Raw genomic sequence first — 21,396 nt, forward strand, 5'->3', positions numbered from 1 at the left:
AAACGTTGAACGACAGCTTTCCCAAAAGCTCTACGGCTGCTCTGGGTCGACACCGGTAATCGGATCGTTGCCGCACTGAACAGCGCCCCGTTCCAGGTCGCCTCCATTTATGCGGCTGAACCGAGGGAGAGCAGCTTTACGCCGTCTGGCCGCAGTTCGCCCTTGGGCGACACGTGCCGGTAGAGCGTCTGCCGGGTAATCCCGAGTTCTTCGCAGAGATCGCCCACCTTGGTTTCCGGTTGCCCCATGCTGGCCATCGCCAGGCGTAGCTTGGCGGCGGTCATCTTGAAGGGGCGCCCCCCTTTCCTGCCGCGAGCGCGCGCCGAGATAAGTCCAGCGACTGTTCGCTCGGAAATCAACTCACGCTCGAACTCGGCCAGCGCGGCAAAAATACCGAACACAAGCTTGCCGGCGGCAGTCGTCGTGTCGACCGCCGCACCGTGACCGGTCAGGACCTTCAGGCCCACGCTACGCGCAGTTAGGTCGTGCACGGTGTTGATCAGGTGGCGCAGATCACGGCCAAGCCGATCGAGCTTCCACACGATCAGCGTGTCCCCTTCACGAAGCGCCTTCAGGCAAGCAGCCAACCCTGGGCGATCATCGCGCCTGCCCGAGGCCAGATCCTCGTAAAGGTGCGCAAGGCTCACACCAGCGGCGATGAGCGCATCGCGTTGCAAATTGGTGGACTGGGATCCGTCCGCCTTCGATACCCGCATGTAGCCGATCAGCACCTTTTCACCCGTCACGTATACGTTCGATTATGTGACAGTGTGAACCGGAAAGTTCTGGTCGTCAAAATTTGTCACTTAACCCGTCATTCTGTCTAAGACATGCAAAGGGCTCATCAGGCTCGTAATGTGACAAAAATTCCGTGGGGATGCCTTCCTTCGCGAAGGTAGCGCGCAACTGTTCCAGGGAAGCGGGGTCGCGCCGACCATAGGAAGCCAACGCGAACAGCGAGCGTGCCGTCTCGGGGTCGTGCCGCGCTTCAATGATGGCGTCATCAATGGCCTTGACCGCACGCTGCCAGTGATCGACGGGTTCGGGCTTCAGCGCTTTCGCCGGCAGGCCACTGGTGAACCCGGTTTGGGGCTCGGACCAGAACAGCTTTGCATGCTCGCCTGGCGGGCTAATATCCCTCACCTCAATCAAGCTGATTGCCGTTGCCGCCGCCTCCAGCATCTGCAATCGTACTGCCGGGTTCAGGGTTTCATACGGTCGCCACAGACTTTGCCCAGCACGCAGCGGATGCCCGCAGCCTTCCCATACTTGGCGGAGATACCCCGCGCAGGTTCCGCACGTCGAAAGCGGGGTGTTCAGCTCATCGAGCAGCGTGCGTATTAGCCGAAACCACAATCCAGCGTGGATGCGTCGGCGCGGCAGCTCCACATGGCCGGTCGTCAGTGCCTGCCAGGTACGCCGGTCCATCACTGCAATCGCGTCGCTGGCGGTGCGCGGCGCAGTGTCGGCGTTATCCCAGCCGAGAAACCGCCCAGGCACGCCCCAATAGGATTCCAGCCAGCAACCATGCAGCGGGCAGCTCAGCATCAGGGGCAGCTTCCATGCAAGCAGTACGGCTTGGTTTGCCGGGTCGTTCAGACAGAGCGGACAGGCGCGATGTATCGGCTGGCTGGGCAGCCAGGCACGCCAGTTCGTGATGGATCGCGTCCTACGGCGGAGTTTCGGCAGCAGCACCGAGAGCTGGAACGCATAGGTTTCCAATGCGTCTGGAATCTGATCATCAAGGCTATCCAGTAGCCAAGGCACCCAGCCGGCGAAACTCATGCAACGCAGCCGGTCCAGCTCGATGCCGCTCCGCTGGAAGAGCATCATCAGCAGCGACAGTGGTGGCGCGGTATCCAGGTCATCAACCTGGCCGTGACCAAGATCGTGCTCCAGCAGGTCGGACACCTCCATGTGATAGCAAAGGGCCACGCGGTTGAGCCATGAAGACAAGGCTTCGCCTTCCTTGGGAGCCGGATGCAGCGGCCAGCGTGGCGCTGGCTTCACATCAGTTCCCGCTCGAATTGCCGACGCCGCTCGCTTGGGCCGGTGTAATCGGCCATGCTGAGCGTGCGGTGGTTGATCGCTTCCTCGCCGCTCTCCACGGCGACGAGGGCCGCCGCCATCAGCAAGTGCGCCAGTTCGCCGATGGTGCCCTCGCTGCGTGTGAGCAGGTAGCGGGCCATGTCCAGCGTGGCAATCGACGAGGGTCGCCGCAATGGAAGCGAAGCGGCGAAGCTGGCCAGCAGTGAGCAGCAATCGTCGTTGGCCTCCCACACCGGCAGCATCATGGGCTCGAAGCGGTTTTCCAATTGGTCATCCGAGCGGATGGCCAGGTAGGCGTCGCGCGTGCCGACCCCGACCAATGGGATGCGCAGCTCATTGCCGAGGAAGCGCAGCAGGTTGAGAAATTCCCGCCGGTTGACGCTGTTGCCGGCCAAGACGTTGTGCAGCTCGTCGATCACCAGCATGCGCACGCCGACCTTGCGCAGCAGTGCCAGCGCCAGTTGCTCCATTTCCGGCAGCCGTGGGCGCGGGCGCAATGGTGCCCCCATCGCGGCAAGTAGCGCGACGTAGAAGCGGATCACCGACGGTTCGGACGGCATCTGCACGACCAGCACCGGCATGTGTTCCTGGTCCGCGTCGGAGCTGGCCGGATGCGTGCGCCGGAATTTCTCGATGATCATCGACTTGCCGTTGTTGGTCGGGCCAACCAGCAGCAGGTTGGGCATGCGTTGCTTGTTTGGCCACGCATACAGGGTTTCCAGCCGGTTCAGCGCCTCGACCGCGCGCGGGTAGCCGATCCAGCGGTCGGCGCGAAGGCGCTGGATGCGCTCGTCCGCCGGCAGCCGAGCCAGCCCCTGTGCAGCTGGCAGCAGGTGTGACAAGTCGATGATGGGATATTCGTCCACGGCTACCACTCCTCGATCTGGTCGAACGGTTTGGCCGGAGGCAGGTTGTCTGCCTGCGGATCAGCAACGTCCGTTTTCGGCGGAATCGGCTTGTCCGGCGGAGGCGATGCCTTGAGGTGCTGGCGTCGATCCGCGTCGCGCCGCGCCTTGCGCGTGGCCTTCTGTGCGGTGGTCACGATCTCGCGCATCTGCCCGATCATGCGGAACAGCGCCGACTCATCCACCTGTTCGCGTCCCTGCTGCCGCAATTTCGTCAGCGCCTGCCGTTGTTCCCAGAGGGTGACAGCCGGGTGCGACAAGGTACGGTAGGGGATTTCCAGGTAATGCTGCCCCTCCGGTTCCAGCACCCAGATACGGCTGATGTCACGCGGGTCGCGCCGGATCAGGAAAGCGGGCAAGCGGTCGCGTCGTGCGATCCACGGTTTGAGCGCATCGGCGTAGTAGTGAATGTGGTCGATGACAAAGCCGGTGCGAGTCAGAGTACGGCGAATGATGGGCAGGAAATCGACCAAAAAAGCCAAGGCGCGGGTGACGACAGCCGGTACACCGACACGCGCCACGGCTTCTGACCAGCGCGCCGCCGGCGGCTGAAGCAGGCCGTTGTGCACAGAGCCGTGATAGGTGCCCACCGCCAACGTGAGCCAGCGCTCCAGCTCACGCAATGTCAGGGCGGCCTTGTTTTCGGAATCGTAGTCCCCGCGCTGGTCAGGGTTGGAGAAGGTCGTCCCTGGCAATTCATCGTGGATCATCTGCATCGCCGTACCGATGATCCGTTCCACGATGCCGCCGTAGTGCGGCTGCCCTGGCGGACGATAGTCCAACCGGATGCCGTGCTGCTCGCAGCCACGGCGCAGCGCCTCGCTCTTGAACTCGGCCGCGTTGTCCAAGTAGAGCAGCCTGGGCTTGCCGCTCATCGGCCAATCCATTTCTATATTCAGACCCTCCAGCCAGGGACGCTTGTCGCAGGCGACATGCACAAGGCACAGGCCGACCGAAACAGATGACGGCGCTTCCAGCGTGACGACCATGCCGAGCACGCAGCGGGTAAACACGTCGATGGCGATGGTCAGATACGGACGGCCAATCGGTTGCCGGTCGCGCTCGTCCACCACGATCAGGTCGATGACCGTGTGATCAATCTGCACTTGTTCCAGTGGCGCGGTCACGGCGGGAGGCTCACCACCGACACCTTGCAGGCTGCGGGACGCATCCTGACCTTCCCGGCGGCGAGTGGCCTTGAGCGGGTCGAGGCCGGCGATCCGCAGGGCCAAAGTGTTGCGCGCCGGCACCCGTAGCTTTTGCGCTTTGCAAGCCTGCGCGACCTCGCGGTGGAACGCCGCCAGGCTACGCTTCTGCTTGGTCAGGAAGCGCTTTTGCAGCAACTCGCGGATGATGCGCTCAACTGATTCCGGCAAGCGTCCCTTGCCTTTTCCGCCGCCGGACTGGCCGGGAACCAGGTCCGTCACAAACCCAGCACCTTGCCGGGCACGCCGGATCAGGACATACACCTGCCGCCTGGATAGGCCCAGCGCTTGAGCAGCGGCATCGGCGGCTTCATGCCCAACCACTTCAAGCGCTGCCAGCGGCCCGATGATTTCGGTCCGGTGCCGGGCCTGTGCCCATGCCGCATCGGGCAGGGTGGCCACGCCCTGCTCGGCAATTGGTAATGTGTCTGACGCCATGCTCACACCTCGCTTTGGTGCACACGAGTATTGAGCATAGTCGAGATTGGTGCAGATGACTTCTGATATTGCGTGGTCAGGAGCCGACTGCACACCTGGCGTTACGCCCCGTCAATTGGTGCAGTCGTCTTCTGAAAATGACAGGCGGCAAGCTGTCGCACAACTTAGGAATTTCGCGACAAATTGATCGCGCCCCGGAATGCGAAGCCCCGCTGTCGGCCATTGTCTGAAGTTCCTCACGGGCAGGCGCTTGATACTTTACTAACTTGTCTGTAAAGTTTGGCTACTCTCACTGAATGGTGCTATCATGCCTGCCGCCCACTCGAACCGCTGGGTTCTTCTGGTGACCGTCGCCGCCGGTCTCCTGCTTATCGTTCTGGACAATTCGGTCCTCTACACGGCCCTGCCTACCCTGACGCGCGAGCTTGGCGCGACGGCAACGCAAGGGTTGTGGATCATCAACGCATACCCCCTCGTCATGGCCGGCCTGCTGCTCGGCACCGGGACGCTGGGTGACAGGATCGGTCACCGGCGCATGTTCCTCATCGGCCTCGTGCTGTTCGGTGTCGCGTCGATTGTGGCGGCCTATTCGCCTACAGCGGAAATCCTGATCGGGGCGCGGGCCTTTCTGGCGGTCGGCGCGGCGGCGATGATGCCCGCGACACTCGCCCTCATCCGCGTCACCTTCGAGGATGACCGGGAACGCAACATCGCCATTGCGATCTGGGGGTCGTTGTCGGTCGTCGGCGCTGCGCTCGGACCGATCATCGGCGGTTTTCTGCTCGGCCATTTCTGGTGGGGGTCGGTGTTCCTCATCAATGTGCCGGTAGTGGTCGCTGCCTTCATTTCGGCGCTGATCGTTGCGCCGAAGGTGGCCGGCGATGCGACCAAGCCTTGGGACGTGGTGTCGTCGTTTCAGGCATTGGTGGCGCTGTCGGCTTTTGTGATCGCGATCAAGGAATCTGCCCATGCCGGGCAGTCGTGGGCCGTCCCCGCTATTTCGCTGCTGGTTGCCATCCTCGCCGGAGCGCTGTTCGTCCGCCGGCAACTGCGCCTGCCGTTCCCGCTGCTCGACTTCTCGATCTTCCGCAATGCCGCGTTCACATCGGGCGTTCTAGCGGCCGCGTTCTCCCTGTTCGCCATCGGCGGTGTTGAGCTTGCTACGACGCAACGCTTCCAGCTCGTTGCGGGCTTCACGCCGCTGGAAGCCGGGATGCTGGTTTCGGCGGCGGCGCTCGGATCATTGCCGACTGCGCTGCTCGGTGGTGCATTCCTGCATCGTATTGGCCTACGTATCCTTATAGCTGGCGGGCTTGCGGCGGGATCGCTGGCGGTCCTGCTTGCGACATGGGGCATCACTCATGGCCTTGGCTGGCTGATCGCCGGTCTGGCGCTGACCGGTGCCGGCGTAGGTGCAACAATGTCGGTGGCATCAACGGCTATTGTGGGCAATGTGCCTGTGCATCGCGCCGGCATGGCGTCGTCGGTCGAGGAAGTGTCCTACGAGTTTGGCAGTCTGTTCGCTGTCACAATTCTCGGAAGTCTTTTGGCCTACCTCTATACGGTCAACGTCGTGTTCCCCGCCGGAACCTCGGAAGCGGCCCGCGACAGCATGGCGTCGGCGCTGGTCTTTGCCAACGAGGCGGGGGCCGATGGTGTTGTCGTGCGTCAAGCGGCAGGAATCGCATTCGACCACGCCTATACGGTCGTCATGTACGTGGCGGCGGGTGTTCTGGCCGTGGGTGCCCTGATCACCGGCATCCTGTTGCGGCGCTACGGTCCCGGCTCGCAATCGTCAGCCTATCCCACACAACACTAAGGAAGCCGACATGGCGAGAGCCAGCAAGCGCCTCGAAGTGCTTGAAGCCATTGTGAGCATCATCGAGCGTGACGGCCTCACCGCCGTCACCCTCGACGCCGTAGCGCTCGAAACCGGCATGACACGCGCCGGCCTTCTGTATCATTTCCCGTCGCGCGAAGCCCTGATCCTCGCCACCCATGAGCATCTGACTCGCTCATGGGAACAGGAGCTGGAAGCGAGCGCCGGCAACACCTCGGACAGGGCGACAGACGCCGAACGACACGCCGCCTACATCAACACCTGCGCAAGAGCTGCCCGGCGGGTCGAACTGCTGCTCATACTGGAAAGCTCCGACAATCGGCAGCTTGGCGATCTGTGGCAACAGGTCATCGACCGCTGGGCACCTCCTGCGCCGATTGGAAACGACGCTGCCGAGTTGGACAGGTTCATTTCGCGCCTTGCCGCCGATGGGCTGTGGATTCACGAGGCGCTGTCGTCGCGCCCGCTCCCCGAGCAACTGCGCAAGCGTATCGCGGCGCGCCTCGTCGCGATGGCCGCCGGACCTGTTGAGGCGGAAGAAAACCTCCCGAAATAACTGGTGTCCCCCCACAACCCTACTGCGCCGGTGCTGCCGGCGCTTTCACGGTGATGGTGCATTGCTGATCTGAACCGGCCGTGCGCGCGGCCTCGGCGCATTGCCCGATCGCCTCGGCATTGTCGCGCACGAGCTGCGAGGAATCGGCCACGCCGCGCCAGCTTCGGGGATCGGCCACCCGCATCATGGTGACGCCGGCGTTCCATCGGTCCTGACCTATGACGGTGTCGTTTTCAGAAGACGGCTGCACTGAACGTCAGAAGCCGACTGCACTATAGCAGCGGAGGGGTTGGATCCATCAGGCAACGACGGGCTGCTGCCGGCCAATAGCCGACAATGACGACACTGGAAATCCCCGCCTGTGAGCGTCGGCTCAGGGCGGGACAGCGTCATCCAGCTACCTGCGCCACTGACTCAGCCTTGTCCAGCCGGCCGCGCCGCACGAACAGACTGACCAGCCGTTGACGGATCGCCACCTGGAGTTCCGCCAGTTGTTCCGGCGTGATGCGAATTTCACCCGCTCGACGAGCGCAACACCGGCGCCGCCTACGCCAAGAACCGGCGAATCGAACTCAAACTCACGAACCGCTGAGCGCCGCGTCACCGCGCTGCTGCGCCAGCCAGTCGCGCGGGGCGCAGCCCATGCGCACGCGGAAGGCGCGCGCCAGAGCGTTCGGGCTGCCGTAGCCGACGCGGTCGGCCACCACCGCCACCGGCCGCCCCTGCTTGAGCAGGGTGCAACTGACGTTCATCCGCCAGTCGGCCAGATAGTCGCCCGGCGTGACGCCCACCGCGTCCTTGAACGCGGCGGCGAAGCGCGCGCGTGACATGCCCGCCTTCGCCGCCAGCGCCTCGAGCGACCACGCGGTCTGCGGCGCATCGTGCATGGCGGTTATGGCGCGCGCGAGTTTCGGGTCGGCCAGGCCCGCCAGCAGTCCGGTGGCGCCAAGCCGCCCATCCATCAGATAACGCAGCAACTGGATCAGTAGCAACTCGCACAAGCGGTCGATGGCGGCCTGCCGACCGCACTGGTCGCGCTCGGCTTCGGCAAACAGCAACTCTAGCGTCGGCCCGAGGCCGGGCAAGTCCGCCAACGGAATCAGCAGCATCGACGGCAAGGCCATGGCCAACGGATTGCCCGTCGAAGCGCCCAGGTCGACCTCCGCACACAACTGCTCAGCGGTATCGCCGGGGGCGGCGACAAAACGATGCGACGCCACGCGCGGATAAAACAGCAGGCTCGGCTCGGTAACCAGCAGATCTTCATGCACGGGCGAACGCGCCGTAATCGGGCCGCGCCGCACCAGATGGATATAGCCATGCGGCGCCGCGTAATGATGCTGCCCACAGAAGGCGCCGCTGTGAAAAACGCGCGCCGAAAGCGAGTAGTGCCGGAGCAAGCCGGCCAGTCGATCCGCCATTCCACTCTCCATATAAGACGATAGGTTACGTATTTGATACTTTACGTGCCATATCGTACCAAACAAAGGGCGATCATGCCCACGTGCTCTTGCACCTCACCCACTACGGAGATAGACATGACCCAAATCGCCCCCCTGACCATCGACACCGCTGACGCCGCTACCGCTGCCACACTCAAGGCCGTCAAAGCCAAGCTTGGCATGGTGCCGAACCTGTTCGCCACGCTGGCCCACGCGCCGGCGGCGCTCAATGGCTACCTCGGCTTGTCCGAAACGCTGGGCACCGGCCGCCTGAATGCCTCCCAGCGCGAGATCGTTGCGCTCGCTGCCGCTCAAGCCAATCGCTGCCAGTATTGCCTGAGCGCACACACCCTGATCGGCAAAGGTGCCGGACTGTCGGCAGAGGCCATCGCCGCGGCCCGCACCGGCCAGGCGGCCAACGCACTTGACGATGCAATCGCCGGCTTTGCCCGCGCGCTGGTCGAGCAACGCGGCGTGGTGTCGGCCGACGCCATGGCCAACTACCGCCGCGCGGGGCTCGACGACGGCCTGATACTGGAAGTGATCGCCAACGTCGCGCTGAACACGCTCACCAACTACACCAACCACATCGCCGACCCCACGGTGGATTTCCCCGTGGTCGCCGTCTGATCTCCATAGGCATATAAGGAGAACACGATGAAAATCGCACTCACCGGCGCTCTGCTCGCCAGCGCCCTCGTCCTGCCACTGGCCGTCACGGCCGGCGACTAAAGGCCTCGGCCGAGCACTACCGCAAGACCGGCAAGTTCTTGGACGGCGCCACGCTGGTGAAAGAGATCCGCAAGCTCGAAACCAGCGCCATGACCACTGGCAACCCTGTGGTCTGGGGTTCCGATGCGGCCGTGTGGTTCGTGATGGTCAAGGACGCCAAAGGCCGTTTCGCCAGCAACCCCTTGTGGGGCGACGGCTGGGGCTGGGCGCTGTTCAAGGCCGACGCCCCCGCCAAGAATGTCGCCGTCAGCTACGAAGCCGACTGCATGGGCTGCCATGTGCCGGCGGCCAAGACCGACCGCGTATTCATCCAGGGCTATCCGACACTGACCCAGCACTGACTTGCTGCCGGGTTACGCTTCGCGCAGGATGGCACCTCCGTCCTGCGCGAGCCACCCTTTCCGGAAGCGCGCCATGCCGACACTCGACGCCTTTCTGACCGACGTCCGCGCCTGCACGCGCTGCGCACCGCATCTGCCACACGGCGTGCAGCCGGTCTTCCAGTTTCACCCGAGTGCGCCCATCCTCATCGCCGGCCAAGCACCGGGGGCCCGGGTCCATGCCTCAGGCGTGCCCTTCGACGACGCCAGCGGCGCGCGTCTGCGCGCCTGGCTGGGCGTGGACCGCGACACCTTCTACGACCCTACCCGCATCGCCATTCTGCCCATGGGCTTCTGTTATCCGGGCACCGGCAAAAGCGGTGACCTGCCGCTACGCCCGGAGTGCGCCCCCCGCCTGGCGCGAAGCCTTCATGCAGCGTTTCGAGCGCCTGTCGCTGGTCATCGTGCTGGGCAGCTACGCCATGGACTACCACCTCGGTACTGGCAAGACGCCGCTCACCCGGGTGGTCGAAGCCTGGCGCGAGCACTGGCCGCAAGCGTTCCCCCTGCCTCACCCTAGCCCGCGCAACAATCGCTGGCTGGTGCGCAACCCCTGGTTCCAACAAGACGTGCTGCCCGCGCTGCAAGCACGCGTCCAGGCAGTCCTCACCGCCAACCCCAAGGAAACCCCATGACCGACGACACCGCCGCCATTACCGAGCTGCTGCACAAGTACTACGACACCCTGGCCTGGGCGAACGGAGACAGGCACCGGCTTTGGAGCGATGAACGACGGCTTCAGGTGCGGTAGCTGACGCCTGGGACCTCAATCACCGTATGACCGGGTCGAAAGCGGTCCTTTCTCTGACAACATCGCCCTAGCCCGCACTCAACCCCCACAACACATCCAGCACATGTTGCGTAGGCCGCTCGACGTCCCCACCACGGTGGGCAATACCAAGTTGACGCCACAATAAGGGCTGTAATGGCCGCATGACGATCCTGGTATCGGGCAATGGCGTGGAGGCTTCATGCGGCAACAACGTCGCACCATAACCGGCCGCCACTAGGCTTTTGATCGCATCGTTGTAGTTCAGTTGAATACGCGGCGTGGGCTGCCGTCCATCACTGGCGAACCACTCCGAGGTCAAGCGCGAAAGCCGAGTAGTTTTGTCATTCAGAATTAATGGCTGGGCGGCCAGCCAACCGGGGGTCACAACATCCGGGCATTCCCAGCGAGCCGGCAAGAAGGCCATGACCGGGTCCCGCCGCCATGGCTCGATCCGCAATTCCTTCACCGGGGTCTGTGGCAGCGCGACCAGACCGATCTCCAAAGAGCCCTCGGCAAGCTTCTTCAAAGTTTCCTGCGACGTGAGCACCGCGACCTGCACATCGATAGCGGGATGGCGTTGGCCCAACGTCTCCAAAGCTTGCGGCATCAACTGTGCGATGGCCCCTGTGGAGGCACCCAGCCGCACACGCCCGGCCAAGCCCTGCACCTGACGCTCCACGTCCTCAAGCGCCTGCTCCGCATCCGCCAACAGGCGCCGCGCGCGCTCCACCAGCGTTTCTCCAATCGCCGAAGGCTGAATGCGCCCACGTGTGCGCGACAACAGCTTTCCGCCAACCCGCGACTCCAGGTCGGCAATATGCAAACTGACCGTGGGTGGCGCGAGGTGCAGCACACGGGCCGCCTCGGCAAACGAACCCAGGTCGGCAATGGCCACCAACGTGCGCAGACGGTCCAGGCTGATTTCGCGCATGAGTCACTCCTTGTTCAGAAAAGCTGAATTTCATCGTTTAGAAATTCAACTTTTCCTATCTTAGCCCCTCACTGAAGATTGGAACTCCTGATTTCCTATGTCCGAGAGCATTCCATGGCAAGTCCTCTTATATTCATCGACGGCGACCACTCCTCGATCTGATCGAACGGTTTGGCCGGCGGCAGGTTGTCTGCCTGCGGGTCAGCCATGTCCACATCCGGCGGTATGGGCTTGGCCGGTGGCTCCGACGTCTTGAGGTGCTGGCGGCGATCAGCGTCGCGCCGCGCCTTGCGCGTGGCCTTCTGGGCGGTGGTCACGATCTCGCGCATCTGCCCGATCATGCGGAACAGCGCCGACTCGTCCACCTGCTCGCGCCCGAGCTGACGCAATTTGGCCAGCGCCTGGCGTTGTTCCCAGAGGGTGACGGCCGGATGGGACAAGGTGCGGTAGTGGATCTCCAGATAGTGCTGACCTTCCGGTTCCAGTACCCAGATGCGGCTGATGTCGCGCGGATCGCGCCGGATCAGGAAGGCGGGCAAGCGCTCGCGCCGGGCAATCCACGGCTTGAGGGCGTCGGCGTAGTAGTGGATGTGGTCGATGACAAAGCCGGTGCGGGTCAGGGTGCGGCGGATCACCGGCAGGAAATCGACCAAAAACGCGGTGGGGCGGGTAACGACGGCCGGGACGCCAACGCGCTCCACGGCCTCGGCCCAGCGCGCGGCCGGCGGCTGGAGCAGGCCGTTGTGCACGGAGCCGTGATAGGTGCCTACCGCCAACGCGAGCCAGCGCTCCAGCTCGCGCAGCGTCAGGGTGGCCATCTTCTCGGAATCGTACTCGCCGCGCTGGCCGGGATTGGAGAAGGTCGTCCCCGGTAATTCGTCGTGGATCATCTGCATCGCCGTGCCGATGATCCGTTCCACGATGCCGCCGTAGTGCGGCTGGCCTGGTGGGCGATAGTCCAGCCGGATGCCATGCTGTTCGCAGCCACGGCGCAGCGCTTCGCTTTTGAACTCGGCCGCGTTGTCCAGATAGAGCAGCCTGGGCTTGCCGCTCATCGGCCAGTCCATTTCCACATTCAGCCCTTCCAGCCAGGGCCGCTTGTCGCAGGCGGCATGCGCGAGGCATAGGCCGACCGAGACGGCGGACGGCGCTTCCAGCGTGACCACCATGCCGAGTACGCAGCGCGTGAACACGTCGATGGCGAGGGTCAAATATGGGCGGCCAATCGGTTGCCGGTCGCGCTCGTCGACCACGATCAGGTCGATGACGGTGTGGTCGATCTGCACCTGTTCCAGCGGCATGGTGACTTCTGGCGGAATGCCACCCGCGCCTTGCAAGGGACGGGCAGCGTCCTGCCCGCCCCGGCTGCGGGCTATTTTCGCCGGGTGTAGTCCGGCAATCCGCTGGGCCACGGTGTTGCGCGCCGGCACCGGCAGCTTCTGGGTTTTGCACGCCTGCGCGACTTCGCGGTGGAACGCCGCCAGGCTGCGTTTCTGCTTGGTCAGGAAGCGCTTTTGCAGCAGCTCGCGGATGATGCGCTCGACCGGTTCCGGCAAGCGCCCCTTGCCTTTGCCGCCGCCGGATCGGCCGGGCGTCAGGTCTGTTACCAGGCCAGTACCCTGCCGGGCGCGACGGATCAGGACATATACCTGTCGCCGGGACAGGCCCAGCGCTTGGGCTGCCTCATCGGCGGCTTCATGCCCGACCACCTCAAGCGCTGCCAGTGGCCCGATGATTTCCGTCCGGTGCCGGGCTTGCGCCCATGCCTCGTCGGGCAGGGTGGCCACGCCTTGCGCGGCAATCGGTGGAGTGTCTGATGTCATGCCCAAACCTCGCTTTGGTGCACACGAGTATTGAGCATAGTCGAGATTGGTGCAGACGACTCCTGATATTGGGCTGTCAGGAGCCGTATGCACACCAGGCGTTACATCCAGTCAGATGGTGCGGTCGTCTTCTGAAAACGACATTTGCACATGGCATCTGACATCAAGTTAGGGTATGCCTCAATCTGACGGCTGCGAACCGCCAGGGACAGGCGCAATGTCAGATTCTGTCGCGGCCTTGGCGCGTGCCTGGAAGCGTTCATAGCAATCCAGCCCGCAGAAATGTTCGACGTATTCCGCGCCTTCCGGGGTGAAGGCGGCATCGAGCGGAATTTCTTTGCAGCATACGCAGCAGGTGGTGCAACTGGCAGTGTTCGGGGCGTTTGCGTTCATGGTGGTACTCCTCCAGATTGGTAGCGAAGCTCAAAGCTGCCCACTCTCGGCTGGCTGGGAAGCGGTCATGATCTTCCCTTGAAGGCCCGCAGCAGCCGCGTCACAGACAGGACAAACAAGCCGGTCAGCGTGAGGGCTGCAATACCCCAGTGCTCCCCGATGAACGCGCCGGCCGTCGTGCCGGCTAGCACAATGGCGAGAATCGGCAAATGGCAGGGACAGGTGAGCACGGCCAGCGCGCCCCACAAGTAGCCGGTGATCGGTTTGTGCGTCTCAGACGGCAAGTGCTCTGGGCTGTTCATGGCAGACTCTCCGCGTGCTGTGCCGGTTCGGTTGGCATGGCGGCCAGTTGCATTTCGAGGCTGGCCAGGGCCTCGCGCCGACGCTCGACGAGTTGCCGCAACACGGCAAGCTGCGCAGACGCACCGTCACCGTCCGCAGCATCCAGCGCCCGGCACAGCCGCGCCAGTGCGTCCAGGCCGATACCCGCTTCGAAGGCAGCCCGTACAAAGCGCAGCCGTTGCAACGCGGTGTCATCGAACAAGCCGTAGCCGCCCGTGGTGTACGCGACCGGCCGTAGCAATCCGCGCAGCAGGTAGTCGCGCACGATATGCACGCTCACCCCGGCATCAAGGGCCAGCCGGGACACTGTGTAGGCGCTCATTGAACACCTCCTTTTCCTCATCCGGCGCAGCACGAAAGCTGCTTCACGTCCTTGCTGAAGGTCTGCGCCGCGAGCTTCAGCCCTTCGACCATGGTCAGGTAGGGGAACAATTGGTCGGCCAGTTCCTGCACGGTCATACGGTTGCGAATGGCGAGCACCGCCGTCTGGATCAGTTCACCCGCTTCCGGGGCCACCGCTTGCACGCCGATGAGCCGTCCGCTACCTTCCTCGATGACCAGCTTGATGAAGCCGCGTGTGTCGAAGTTGGCAAGCGCACGCGGCACGTTATCCAGTGTTAGCAGGCGACTGTCGGTCTCGATCCCGTCGTGATGTGCTTCCGCCTCGCTGTAGCCCACGGTGGCGACCTGCGGGTCGGTGAACACCACGGCCGGCATTGCGGTCAGGTCCAGGGCCGCATCGCCGCCAGTCATGTTGATCGCCGCACGAGTGCCGGCCGCTGCCGCCACATAGACGAACTGCGGCTGGTCGGTGCAGTCGCCGGCCGCGTAGATGTTCGGGCTACTGGTGCGCATGCCCTTGTCGATGACGATGGCCCCCTGCGCATTGACGGCTACCCCCGCCGCTTCCAATGCCAGGCTGCGCGTGTTCGGTGTCCGGCCGGTGGCGACCAGCAGCTTGTCGGCGCGCAATTCACCGTGCGTGGTGGTCAGCACGAATTCACCGTCCATATGGGCGACCTGGCTGGCTTGCGTGTGCTCCAGCACCTCGATGCCCTCGGCACGGAAAGCGGCTGTCACCGCCTCGCCGATGGCCGGGTCTTCACGGAAGAACAAGGTATTGCGCGCCAGGGCCGTGACCTTGCTGCCCAGCCGGGCAAAGGCTTGCGCCAGCTCCAGCGCCACCACCGACGAGCCGATTACGGCAAGGCGTTCGGGAATGGTGTCGCTCGCCAGGGCCTCGGTGGAAGTCCAGTAGGGTGACTCTTTCAAGCCCGGAATCGGCGGGACCGCCGGGCTGGCACCCGTGGCGACCAGGCAGCGGTCGAACATCACGACGCGCTCGCCACCCTCGTTCAAACTAACGATAAGGCTCTGGTCGTCCTTGAAACGCGCTTCACCGTGCAGAACGGTGATGGCTGAATTGCCGTCCAGGATGCCTTCGTACTTGGCATGACGGAGTTCTTCGACACGGGCCTGCTGCTGGGCCAGCAGCCGCTCGCGCAAGATCGTCGGCGGTGTGGGTGGCATGCCGCCGTCGAATGGGCTTTCCCGGCGCAGATGGGCGATGTGGGCGGCGCGGATCATGATCTTGGACGGCACACAACCGACGTTGACGCAGGTGCCGCCGATGGTGCCGCGCTCAATCAGCGTGACCTGCGCGCCTTGCTCGACGGCCTTCAGTGCTGCCGCCATCGCGGCTCCACCGCTACCAATGACGACGACCTGCAACGGGCGTTCGTTGCCACTGGGCTTATCAGCGGCCCCTATCCAGCCGCGCATCTTGTCGAGCAGGCCGGCGCGGTTGTCCGTCGGTGGCGCATCGGCAAGCGTTGCCTCGTAGCCCAGTCCGGCCACGGCGGTAGTCAGCGCATCCGATGACGTGCCCGCCTCAATGGCGAGTTGCGCTGTGCCCTTCGGATAGGACACCAGCGCCGATTGCACGCCGGGCACTTTCTCCAAGGCTTCCTTGACGTGAGCCGCGCACGAGTCGCAGGTCATCCCGGTGATTTTCAGGGTGGTCATGTATTTTTCCTTTTCTGTGGTGGCTACGGCTGTTGCCGTCAGCCACGTTGTTCTGGCAATTCACAGCTGTCCGGCCCGCAGCGGCGATGTGCTGGCGAGATGAAATCCCAGACCGACACCCCAACCATCAAGGCCAGGCCGACATAGAGCAGTCCACCGCTCTGCCAGCCGTAAGCCCGCATTAAAAACACCGCTGCCAGCACCAAGATCGGGCCTATCGTGCCGAGCGCCGTGCGTCGCCACTGTCGATGATTGAGCCAAGCGATAGCATTGGCGAGTAACGCGATGCCGGCGAACATCGGCAGCAGGATGCCAATGAATAGCCCCTCGTACTGGCTCAAGAAGCCCAGTCCGATGGCCGCGCCAAAGCTGGCGATGGCAGGAAAACAGGCGGCGCAGCCCATCGCGGAAACGACGCTGCCGAGCGCGCCGGTTTTGCCAGCGATGCGCGTGATGAGTCCCATGTGTCGCTCCCGAGTTCGGTTAACGGATCAGCGTTTGAGGCTGGACGGATAGCCCGCGTCCTCGGTCGCCTTGGTCAACTTCTGGACGTTGGTCTTGGCATCGTCGAAGGTGACGACGGCCTGGCGCTTGTCGAAACTTACGTCGGTCTTGCTCACGCCCTCAACCTTGGAAAGCGCGTGCTTGACAGTGATCGGGCAAGAGGCGCAGGTCATGCCAGGCACGGACAGCGTGACGGTCTGGGTGGCGGCCCACACGGGGGCAACAACGGCAGCGAGGGCGAGGGCGGCAAACAGTTTTTTCATGATGAACTCCTGTGATTAATAGAAAAATGGCATGACGTAGGGAAATCCGAGCGAGACCAGGACCAGCGCGGCCACGATCCAGAAAATGAGCTTGTAAGTAGCTCGCACTTGGGGAATCGCGCAGACCTCACCCGGTTTGCAGGCTTGCGCCGGGCGGTAGATGCGCCGCCAGGCGAAAAACAGCGCGACCAGCGCTGCGCCGATGAAGATCGGGCGATAGGGTTCCAGCACCGTCAGGTTGCCGATCCATGCCCCGCTGAACCCCAAGGCGATCAAAACCAGCGGCCCCAGGCAGCAGGCCGACGCAAGAATGGCGGCCAGCCCACCGGCGAAGAGCGCGCCGCGCCCGTTTTGTGGTTCAGACTTTTGTGGTTCAGACTTTTGTGGTTCAGACATACGCTTGTCCTTTCAAATTTGGTTTGGATAGCTTAAGCTTACTTCCGTAGTTATGTACGGAGTCAAGCGATATGCAAATTAATTTTGAGAATCTGACCATTGGCGTTTTTGCCAAGGCGGCCGGGGTCAATGTGGAGACCATCCGGTTCTACCAGCGCAAGGGCCTGCTGCCGGAGCCAGACAAGCCCTATGGCAGCATTCGCCGCTATGGCGAGGCGGATGTAACACGAGTGCGGTTCGTGAAATCGGCCCAGCGGCTGGGCTTTAGCCTGGACGAAATCGCCGAGCTACTGCGGCTGGAGGATGGCACCCATTGCGAGGAAGCCAGCGGCCTGGCCGAGCACAAGCTCAAGGATGTGCGCGAGAAGATGGCCGACTTGGCACGCATGGAGGCCGTGCTGTCTGAACTGGTGTGCGCCTGCCATGCGCGGAAAGGGAACGTTTCCTGCCCGCTGATTGCGTCACTGCAAGACGGAACGAAGCTCGCTGCATCGGCGCGGGGGAGTCACGGGGTGACTACGCCTTAGCGTGCTTTATTTTCCGAATTCTGAGACGACCCCATCCTTAGCTATGCTTAGGCTGGCCGGACGTGGTCAGGACTAATATGACCATCAGGGAAAGCATATGAGCGTTGAACCGGGAAGAGGTAAATTTGTCGATCAGGCGGCAGAAGCCAGGCCTTCTGTCTGGCGCAGAACAGCTGGGTGGATACGTGAGGAGATTCTGCATTCTCTGGGAAGGCCAGCCCGCCTGGAGGGGGCGATTGCTTCCGGGCAGCTAATTCCCTGTCCGATCATCGCCCCTGTCGACACGTTCTGGACACGGTCGGTGGTCTACTGGCAGGACTGGATGTCTTCTTCTCTGTCATCATTTCATTCCCGCCCCTGGACGATCGACTACCGCAAACCGGGCTACCAGCGCCGGCTTGAAAGCCATGCACTTGCTGTTCCTGAGGTTCAGCAACTGATTAGAAAAGAAAATGTCTCTCATTTTTCATGCGACATCACGGATATCCGGGGGATTTCGGCTTCGAAATCAATGGATCATGATATCCGGGACATCGATGAGTTTCCCTTACTGAGATGCCGTGAGCTGGCTGAACCTGTGACTGAAGAGCACCTGCAGAAAAATATGCGTCACTGGGAATTACGGCTCGACCGGATGCTGTTTGCTGAATATCCGTGGGCAGAGCGGAGGCTCTACTGGCTGAACGACGGTGGCTCACACCATTTTGGCGCAGCCCGCTATCAGGCATGCCGCCTGGGCATTGCGGTTCCACTAACAGGCAGACTCTGTCGCTACGGTGTAAATGTGCCGATGATCTCCGCTATACGTCAGCAATGGCATCTGTTTGCTGTTCCGACAGATGAACTCTTCAGCAGCTTTTTCGACGCCATGAATGCCTTTGAATGCCCGTTTGGTAATTCCGGTTTGCCGCGTCACATGCATGATACGGATAAGTCAGGAGTTGCTCTCAAACTGGTCTGGCTTGAACGTGGCCATCCCAGAGCCAGTGCTGTTGCTAATGTACTTTCAGCCGCAGGTTTTCCTGATTTCGGGAAGCAGCTCCAGCAACTGGCCAAAGAACCTTCGCCACGTTGAATAAGCCTGATTTATTTTCACTTACTTATTCGATTAAAGCTAATGTATGCGTACATTAGCTTTAATCAGGCATTTAATCCCCTGCGCCTTTCTCCCTGTTCTGATTTTTCCGGTAGTCCTGCTTCACTCTCCCGATATTCTTCAGGACGATCTGCCAGTGGTCGTCTGCCTGCTGCCGGTAGCGTTCGGCAACGGCAGCAATAATGTCAGGATCACTGTCATGGCTGCGGTGCATACGTCCCTTCTGGCCAAAGATATCAACAATAATATTCTGGCTGCCCTGCCTGTCGAAAAGATGAGCGCACAGGCGCTTCACAACCAGCGGAGTGTAGTCCAGCCCGGCCTCATCAGCGATCTGGAAGAAGAAGTACAACATCTCATACGTTTTGTAGCGCTTGACGGCCGCACTAAGCCTGGCGGCCCGTTGCGGTGCTTCCCAGGTGTCATCCCTGTAGTTACGCAGTTCTGCCTGGTAGTCAGATGCCAGGTCTTCCTCTGTATACCGGTGGTGCCGGAAAAAGTATTCCCTGGCCCGTTCGACGACTGATTCATCCTGCGGCATGTCTGTCTCTGGATAATGCTAACGTATGCGTACATTAGCATTAACATCAGTATCCGGCAAGGGGTGTGGCGTGCATCGTACCAGTGGTGCATCCCGCCCGGGCTCCGGGCATGCTATGCCAGCACTTCGACCAGCCGTGCGCTGTCCGGGTGTCCTTTTTCGCTACCCTGTCACGTTTTTAGTTTGTTTGTTAGTTTATTTGTTAGTTTGTTTGTGTATAATATAGACATACCCCGTTATGCGGAGACTGACAGATGCGTCCGGCAACATACGAACCAGAACAGATTATTGAAGCAGGGCTGGCCCTGCAGGCTGAAGGACGGAATATCACCGGGTTCGCACTGCGTAACCAGGTGGGTGGCGGCAACCCGACACGTCTCCGCCAGATATGGGACGAATACCAGGCATCACAGAGCACGGTCGTCACTGAACCCGTTGCCGAGCTGCCCGTGGAAGTGGCTGAAGAAGTGAAGGCCGTCTCCGCCGCGCTGTCCGAACGCATTACCCAACTGGCGACCGAACTGAATGATAAGGCTGTCCGGGCTGCAGAACGGCGGGTTGCGGAAGTCACACGTGCCGCCGGGGAACAGACCGCACAGGCAGAGCGGGAATTGGCCGACGCCGCACAGACGGTCGACGACCTGGAAGAAAAACTGGATGAACTGCAGGACGGATATGACCGGCTGACGCTGGCGCTGGAATCAGAACGTACACTGCGTCAGCAGCAGGATGTGGAGATGGCCCAGCTGAAAGAACGTCTTGCGGCCGCAGAAGAGAATGCCCGTCAGCGAGAAGAGCGGTATCAGGAGCAGAAGACAGTGCTGCAGGATGCGCTTAATGCGGAGCAGGCCCAGCACAAAAACACGCGGGAAGACCTGCAAAAACGGCTGGAGCAAATTTCTGCCGAAGCTAATGCGCGTACCGAAGAACTGAAGTCTGAACGCGATAAAGTCAATACACTCCTGACCCGCCTTGAATCGCAGGAAAATGCGCTGGTCTCAGAACGTCAGCAGCATCAGGCCACCCGCGAAACGCTGCAGCAACGCCTCGAGCAGGCCGTCGCTGACGCGCAGGCGCGCGCCGGTGAGCTTGCACTTGAACGTGACAGAGTCAGCAGCCTCACCGCGAGGCTGGAATCGCAGGAAAAGGCCTCCTCGGAGCAACTGGTGCGTATGGGCAGTGAAATAGCCAGTCTGACAGATCGCTGCACACAGCTGGAAAACCAGCGTGATGATGCCCGTCTGGAGACGATGGGGGAGAAAGAAACGGTCGCGGCACTGCGTGGTGAGGCTGAAGCCCTGAAGCGTCAGAACCAGTCACTGATGGCGGCGCTTTCGGGCAATAAACAGACCGGTGGCCAGAATGCGTGATGATGACAATTCAGACGCCTGTGATGAAGCGCCCCGGGCGGAGGAAAAATGCTACACCAGAGGGCGACTTCGGGATGAGTTCAGGATGAAGCCAGCCCCCGGTGTGGAACCGGTCAGAATGTACAAAAGTCCTTACGGCGGGAAATACGGCGTATGGCGGCTGGCTGACTGCGTCCCGATGCGGGCGAAACGCCCACAGACAGAAAAACAGCGGCAGGCCAGCGCTCGTCTGGGCCTGCTGGCCCGGATGAAGAGTGAGCGTGGCAGGTTCGCCATGCTGGCACATACCTGGTTAGCGCTGGACCCAGTCTTCCTCGATACCGAAACGACCGGACTTGATGCTGGTGCGCAGGCGCTGGAAATCGGTCTGGTGAATGCCCGCGGTGAGAGGATATTTGAGACCCGTCTTAAACCCACTGTCGCCATCGATCCGGCAGCAGCTGCAGTACACGGTATCAGTGACGAGGATCTGGTCAGAGCGCCATCGTGGCCTGATATTGCACAGCAGCTGCAGCACCATATCGGCCGGCGCCCGCTGGTTATTTTCAATGCTGAGTTTGATACGCGCATTCTGAAGCAGACAGCGGCAGCGCATAACGACCCTGCCAGCTGGCTGGACTCTTTGACGGTGTACTGTGCCATGCGGCTCGCTGCGGGTTATTACGGACCCACCAATCGTTACGGTACCATATCGCTTTCCGGTGCTGTCAGTCAGGCTGGCCTGCGCTGGATCGGGGAGGCTCATTCCGCCGTCACTGACGCCGTTATGACAGCACGGGTGGTAAACAATATTGCCGGATACTGGCATGAACTCCAGTGTGAAATGAATGATGACGCAGGGAGTGAGACTGCATAACGCTGCTCTC

The 21,396-nt window shown here is 62.1% G+C and carries 23 protein-coding genes and 2 pseudogenes; 9 read left to right on the forward strand and 16 right to left on the reverse strand.

All coding sequences use genetic code 11. From position 1 onward, the window contains the following. Nucleotides 1–107 precede the first annotated feature (107 nt). From FOB24_RS00140 to FOB24_RS00155, 4 genes are all read right to left on the reverse strand, one after another. Nucleotides 108–731 carry a recombinase family protein gene (locus tag FOB24_RS00140; protein ID WP_003155741.1) on the reverse strand — a complete coding sequence of 208 codons (624 nt, stop codon included), beginning with the start codon at nt 729–731 and terminating at the stop codon, nt 108–110. Nucleotides 732–792: 61 nt separating this feature from the next. Continuing rightward, nucleotides 793–2,010: a TniQ family protein gene (locus FOB24_RS00145; protein ID WP_003830790.1), complete on the reverse strand. Its 1,218-nt coding sequence runs from the start codon at nt 2,008–2,010 to the stop codon at nt 793–795. Continuing rightward, nucleotides 2,007–2,915, reverse strand: coding sequence for a TniB family NTP-binding protein (locus FOB24_RS00150; protein ID WP_003830789.1), 909 nt, complete (start codon nt 2,913–2,915; stop codon nt 2,007–2,009). Before FOB24_RS00150 ends, FOB24_RS00145 begins: the two co-directional genes overlap by 4 nt. 2 nt (nt 2,916–2,917) lie before the next feature. Next, nucleotides 2,918–4,597 carry a Mu transposase C-terminal domain-containing protein gene (locus tag FOB24_RS00155; protein ID WP_003830788.1) on the reverse strand — a complete coding sequence of 560 codons (1,680 nt, stop codon included), beginning with the start codon at nt 4,595–4,597 and terminating at the stop codon, nt 2,918–2,920. Nucleotides 4,598–4,904: 307 nt separating this feature from the next. Between FOB24_RS00155 and FOB24_RS00160 the strand changes: the two genes are divergently transcribed. Then, nucleotides 4,905–6,416, forward strand: coding sequence for an MFS transporter (locus FOB24_RS00160; protein WP_003830786.1), 1,512 nt, complete (start codon nt 4,905–4,907; stop codon nt 6,414–6,416). A 10-nt stretch (nt 6,417–6,426) separates the two neighbouring features. Next, entirely contained in the window at nt 6,427–6,993 is a 567-nt protein-coding gene (locus tag FOB24_RS00165) for a TetR/AcrR family transcriptional regulator (protein ID WP_003830785.1), read from the forward strand. A gap of 19 nt (nt 6,994–7,012) precedes the next feature. Here the strand turns inward: FOB24_RS00165 and FOB24_RS00170 are convergent, their stop codons facing one another. Together FOB24_RS00170 and FOB24_RS00175 are read right to left on the reverse strand one after the other, a co-directional pair. Further along, nucleotides 7,013–7,180 carry a DUF6118 family protein gene (locus tag FOB24_RS00170; protein WP_019843118.1) on the reverse strand — a complete coding sequence of 56 codons (168 nt, stop codon included), beginning with the start codon at nt 7,178–7,180 and terminating at the stop codon, nt 7,013–7,015. A 391-nt stretch (nt 7,181–7,571) separates the two neighbouring features. Then, nucleotides 7,572–8,414, reverse strand: a complete 843-nt coding sequence (locus FOB24_RS00175; RefSeq protein WP_003830784.1) for a helix-turn-helix transcriptional regulator — start codon at nt 8,412–8,414, stop codon at nt 7,572–7,574. A gap of 117 nt (nt 8,415–8,531) precedes the next feature. Between FOB24_RS00175 and FOB24_RS00180 the strand changes: the two genes are divergently transcribed. From FOB24_RS00180 to FOB24_RS00190, 3 genes and pseudogenes are all read left to right on the forward strand, one after another. Next, nucleotides 8,532–9,065: a carboxymuconolactone decarboxylase family protein gene (locus FOB24_RS00180; protein WP_003830783.1), complete on the forward strand. Its 534-nt coding sequence runs from the start codon at nt 8,532–8,534 to the stop codon at nt 9,063–9,065. Between the two features lie 140 nt (nt 9,066–9,205). Then, nucleotides 9,206–9,508 carry a cytochrome P460 family protein gene (locus FOB24_RS00185; protein ID WP_003830782.1) on the forward strand — a complete coding sequence of 101 codons (303 nt, stop codon included), beginning with the start codon at nt 9,206–9,208 and terminating at the stop codon, nt 9,506–9,508. A 73-nt stretch (nt 9,509–9,581) separates the two neighbouring features. Continuing rightward, nucleotides 9,582–10,182 (forward strand): annotated as a pseudogene (locus FOB24_RS00190) (uracil-DNA glycosylase family protein). Nucleotides 10,183–10,365: 183 nt separating this feature from the next. Here the strand turns inward: FOB24_RS00190 and FOB24_RS00200 are convergent. The 9 genes and pseudogenes from FOB24_RS00200 to merT all read right to left on the reverse strand — a co-directional run bounded on the left by FOB24_RS00200 (nt 10,366) and on the right by merT (nt 16,996). Beyond that, nucleotides 10,366–11,250, reverse strand: a complete 885-nt coding sequence (locus tag FOB24_RS00200) for a LysR family transcriptional regulator (protein WP_003465017.1) — start codon at nt 11,248–11,250, stop codon at nt 10,366–10,368. A gap of 95 nt (nt 11,251–11,345) precedes the next feature. Further along, nucleotides 11,346–13,073: a Mu transposase C-terminal domain-containing protein gene (locus FOB24_RS00205; RefSeq protein WP_003830779.1), complete on the reverse strand. Its 1,728-nt coding sequence runs from the start codon at nt 13,071–13,073 to the stop codon at nt 11,346–11,348. Between the two features lie 180 nt (nt 13,074–13,253). After that, nucleotides 13,254–13,481 (reverse strand): annotated as a pseudogene (locus FOB24_RS00215) (DUF3330 domain-containing protein); the annotation flags it as partial. A gap of 50 nt (nt 13,482–13,531) precedes the next feature. Continuing rightward, nucleotides 13,532–13,768 carry a broad-spectrum mercury transporter MerE gene (gene merE, locus FOB24_RS00225; protein ID WP_001087807.1) on the reverse strand — a complete coding sequence of 79 codons (237 nt, stop codon included), beginning with the start codon at nt 13,766–13,768 and terminating at the stop codon, nt 13,532–13,534. Further along, nucleotides 13,765–14,130, reverse strand: coding sequence for a mercury resistance co-regulator MerD (merD, locus tag FOB24_RS00230; protein ID WP_001277466.1), 366 nt, complete (start codon nt 14,128–14,130; stop codon nt 13,765–13,767). Before merD ends, merE begins: the two co-directional genes overlap by 4 nt. Nucleotides 14,131–14,147: 17 nt before the next feature. Then, on the reverse strand, nt 14,148–15,833 hold the full coding sequence (merA, locus tag FOB24_RS00235) for a mercury(II) reductase (RefSeq protein WP_000209296.1): 1,686 nt from the start codon (nt 15,831–15,833) through the stop codon (nt 14,148–14,150). A gap of 38 nt (nt 15,834–15,871) precedes the next feature. Continuing rightward, nucleotides 15,872–16,297 (reverse strand): organomercurial transporter MerC, encoded by a 426-nt coding sequence (gene merC, locus FOB24_RS00240; protein WP_000522996.1) that lies wholly within the window; start codon nt 16,295–16,297, stop codon nt 15,872–15,874. A 27-nt stretch (nt 16,298–16,324) separates the two neighbouring features. After that, the gene (gene merP / locus FOB24_RS00245; protein WP_000732275.1) at nt 16,325–16,600 is read right to left on the reverse strand and encodes a mercury resistance system periplasmic binding protein MerP; all 276 of its coding nucleotides are present in this window, start codon (nt 16,598–16,600) and stop codon (nt 16,325–16,327) included. A 15-nt stretch (nt 16,601–16,615) separates the two neighbouring features. Further along, nucleotides 16,616–16,996, reverse strand: coding sequence for a mercuric ion transporter MerT (gene merT / locus FOB24_RS00250; RefSeq protein WP_001294654.1), 381 nt, complete (start codon nt 16,994–16,996; stop codon nt 16,616–16,618). Between the two features lie 71 nt (nt 16,997–17,067). On the opposite strand from merT, the gene merR reads away from it, so the two are divergent. Then, nucleotides 17,068–17,523 carry an Hg(II)-responsive transcriptional regulator gene (gene merR, locus FOB24_RS00255; RefSeq protein ID WP_001166628.1) on the forward strand — a complete coding sequence of 152 codons (456 nt, stop codon included), beginning with the start codon at nt 17,068–17,070 and terminating at the stop codon, nt 17,521–17,523. Nucleotides 17,524–17,620: 97 nt separating this feature from the next. Further along, entirely contained in the window at nt 17,621–18,598 is a 978-nt protein-coding gene (locus FOB24_RS00260; protein WP_000110156.1) for a DUF6685 family protein, read from the forward strand. A gap of 73 nt (nt 18,599–18,671) precedes the next feature. On the opposite strand, the gene FOB24_RS00265 is transcribed toward FOB24_RS00260, so the two are convergent. Then, entirely contained in the window at nt 18,672–19,160 is a 489-nt protein-coding gene (locus FOB24_RS00265) for a hypothetical protein (protein ID WP_001135406.1), read from the reverse strand. Nucleotides 19,161–19,414: 254 nt separating this feature from the next. Here FOB24_RS00265 and FOB24_RS00270 point away from each other — a divergent pair, with 254 nt between their 5' ends. Beyond that, nucleotides 19,415–20,530, forward strand: coding sequence for a DNA-binding protein (locus FOB24_RS00270; protein ID WP_001247114.1), 1,116 nt, complete (start codon nt 19,415–19,417; stop codon nt 20,528–20,530). Beyond that, nucleotides 20,523–21,386 (forward strand): exonuclease domain-containing protein, encoded by an 864-nt coding sequence (locus FOB24_RS24670; RefSeq protein WP_003830765.1) that lies wholly within the window; start codon nt 20,523–20,525, stop codon nt 21,384–21,386. Before FOB24_RS00270 ends, FOB24_RS24670 begins: the two co-directional genes overlap by 8 nt. The last annotated feature ends 10 nt before the right edge of the window (nt 21,387–21,396 follow it).

This window comes from Citrobacter werkmanii (assembly GCF_008693645.1).
Lineage (GTDB): Bacteria > Pseudomonadota > Gammaproteobacteria > Enterobacterales > Enterobacteriaceae > Citrobacter > Citrobacter werkmanii.

Excerpts from the sequence above, each read along its gene's own strand:
- merC (WP_000522996.1), bottom strand. The coding sequence starts at position 16,297 with ATGGGACTCATCACGCGCATCGCTGGCAAAACCGGCGCGCTCGGCAGC.
- FOB24_RS00155 (WP_003830788.1), bottom strand. The coding sequence starts at position 4,597 with ATGGCGTCAGACACATTACCAATTGCCGAGCAGGGCGTGGCCACCCTG.
- FOB24_RS00180 (WP_003830783.1), top strand. The coding sequence starts at position 8,532 with ATGACCCAAATCGCCCCCCTGACCATCGACACCGCTGACGCCGCTACC.
- FOB24_RS00200 (WP_003465017.1), bottom strand. The coding sequence starts at position 11,250 with ATGCGCGAAATCAGCCTGGACCGTCTGCGCACGTTGGTGGCCATTGCC.
- merR (WP_001166628.1), top strand. The coding sequence starts at position 17,068 with ATGCAAATTAATTTTGAGAATCTGACCATTGGCGTTTTTGCCAAGGCG.
- merT (WP_001294654.1), bottom strand. The coding sequence starts at position 16,996 with ATGTCTGAACCACAAAAGTCTGAACCACAAAAGTCTGAACCACAAAAC.
- merA (WP_000209296.1), bottom strand. The coding sequence starts at position 15,833 with ATGACCACCCTGAAAATCACCGGGATGACCTGCGACTCGTGCGCGGCT.
- FOB24_RS00160 (WP_003830786.1), top strand. The coding sequence starts at position 4,905 with ATGCCTGCCGCCCACTCGAACCGCTGGGTTCTTCTGGTGACCGTCGCC.
- FOB24_RS00265 (WP_001135406.1), bottom strand. The coding sequence starts at position 19,160 with ATGCCGCAGGATGAATCAGTCGTCGAACGGGCCAGGGAATACTTTTTC.
- FOB24_RS00165 (WP_003830785.1), top strand. The coding sequence starts at position 6,427 with ATGGCGAGAGCCAGCAAGCGCCTCGAAGTGCTTGAAGCCATTGTGAGC.
- FOB24_RS00175 (WP_003830784.1), bottom strand. The coding sequence starts at position 8,414 with ATGGCGGATCGACTGGCCGGCTTGCTCCGGCACTACTCGCTTTCGGCG.
- merD (WP_001277466.1), bottom strand. The coding sequence starts at position 14,130 with ATGAGCGCCTACACAGTGTCCCGGCTGGCCCTTGATGCCGGGGTGAGC.
- merP (WP_000732275.1), bottom strand. The coding sequence starts at position 16,600 with ATGAAAAAACTGTTTGCCGCCCTCGCCCTCGCTGCCGTTGTTGCCCCC.
- merE (WP_001087807.1), bottom strand. The coding sequence starts at position 13,768 with ATGAACAGCCCAGAGCACTTGCCGTCTGAGACGCACAAACCGATCACC.
- FOB24_RS00270 (WP_001247114.1), top strand. The coding sequence starts at position 19,415 with ATGCGTCCGGCAACATACGAACCAGAACAGATTATTGAAGCAGGGCTG.
- FOB24_RS00260 (WP_000110156.1), top strand. The coding sequence starts at position 17,621 with ATGAGCGTTGAACCGGGAAGAGGTAAATTTGTCGATCAGGCGGCAGAA.
- FOB24_RS00170 (WP_019843118.1), bottom strand. The coding sequence starts at position 7,180 with ATGATGCGGGTGGCCGATCCCCGAAGCTGGCGCGGCGTGGCCGATTCC.
- FOB24_RS00205 (WP_003830779.1), bottom strand. The coding sequence starts at position 13,073 with ATGACATCAGACACTCCACCGATTGCCGCGCAAGGCGTGGCCACCCTG.
- FOB24_RS24670 (WP_003830765.1), top strand. The coding sequence starts at position 20,523 with ATGCGTGATGATGACAATTCAGACGCCTGTGATGAAGCGCCCCGGGCG.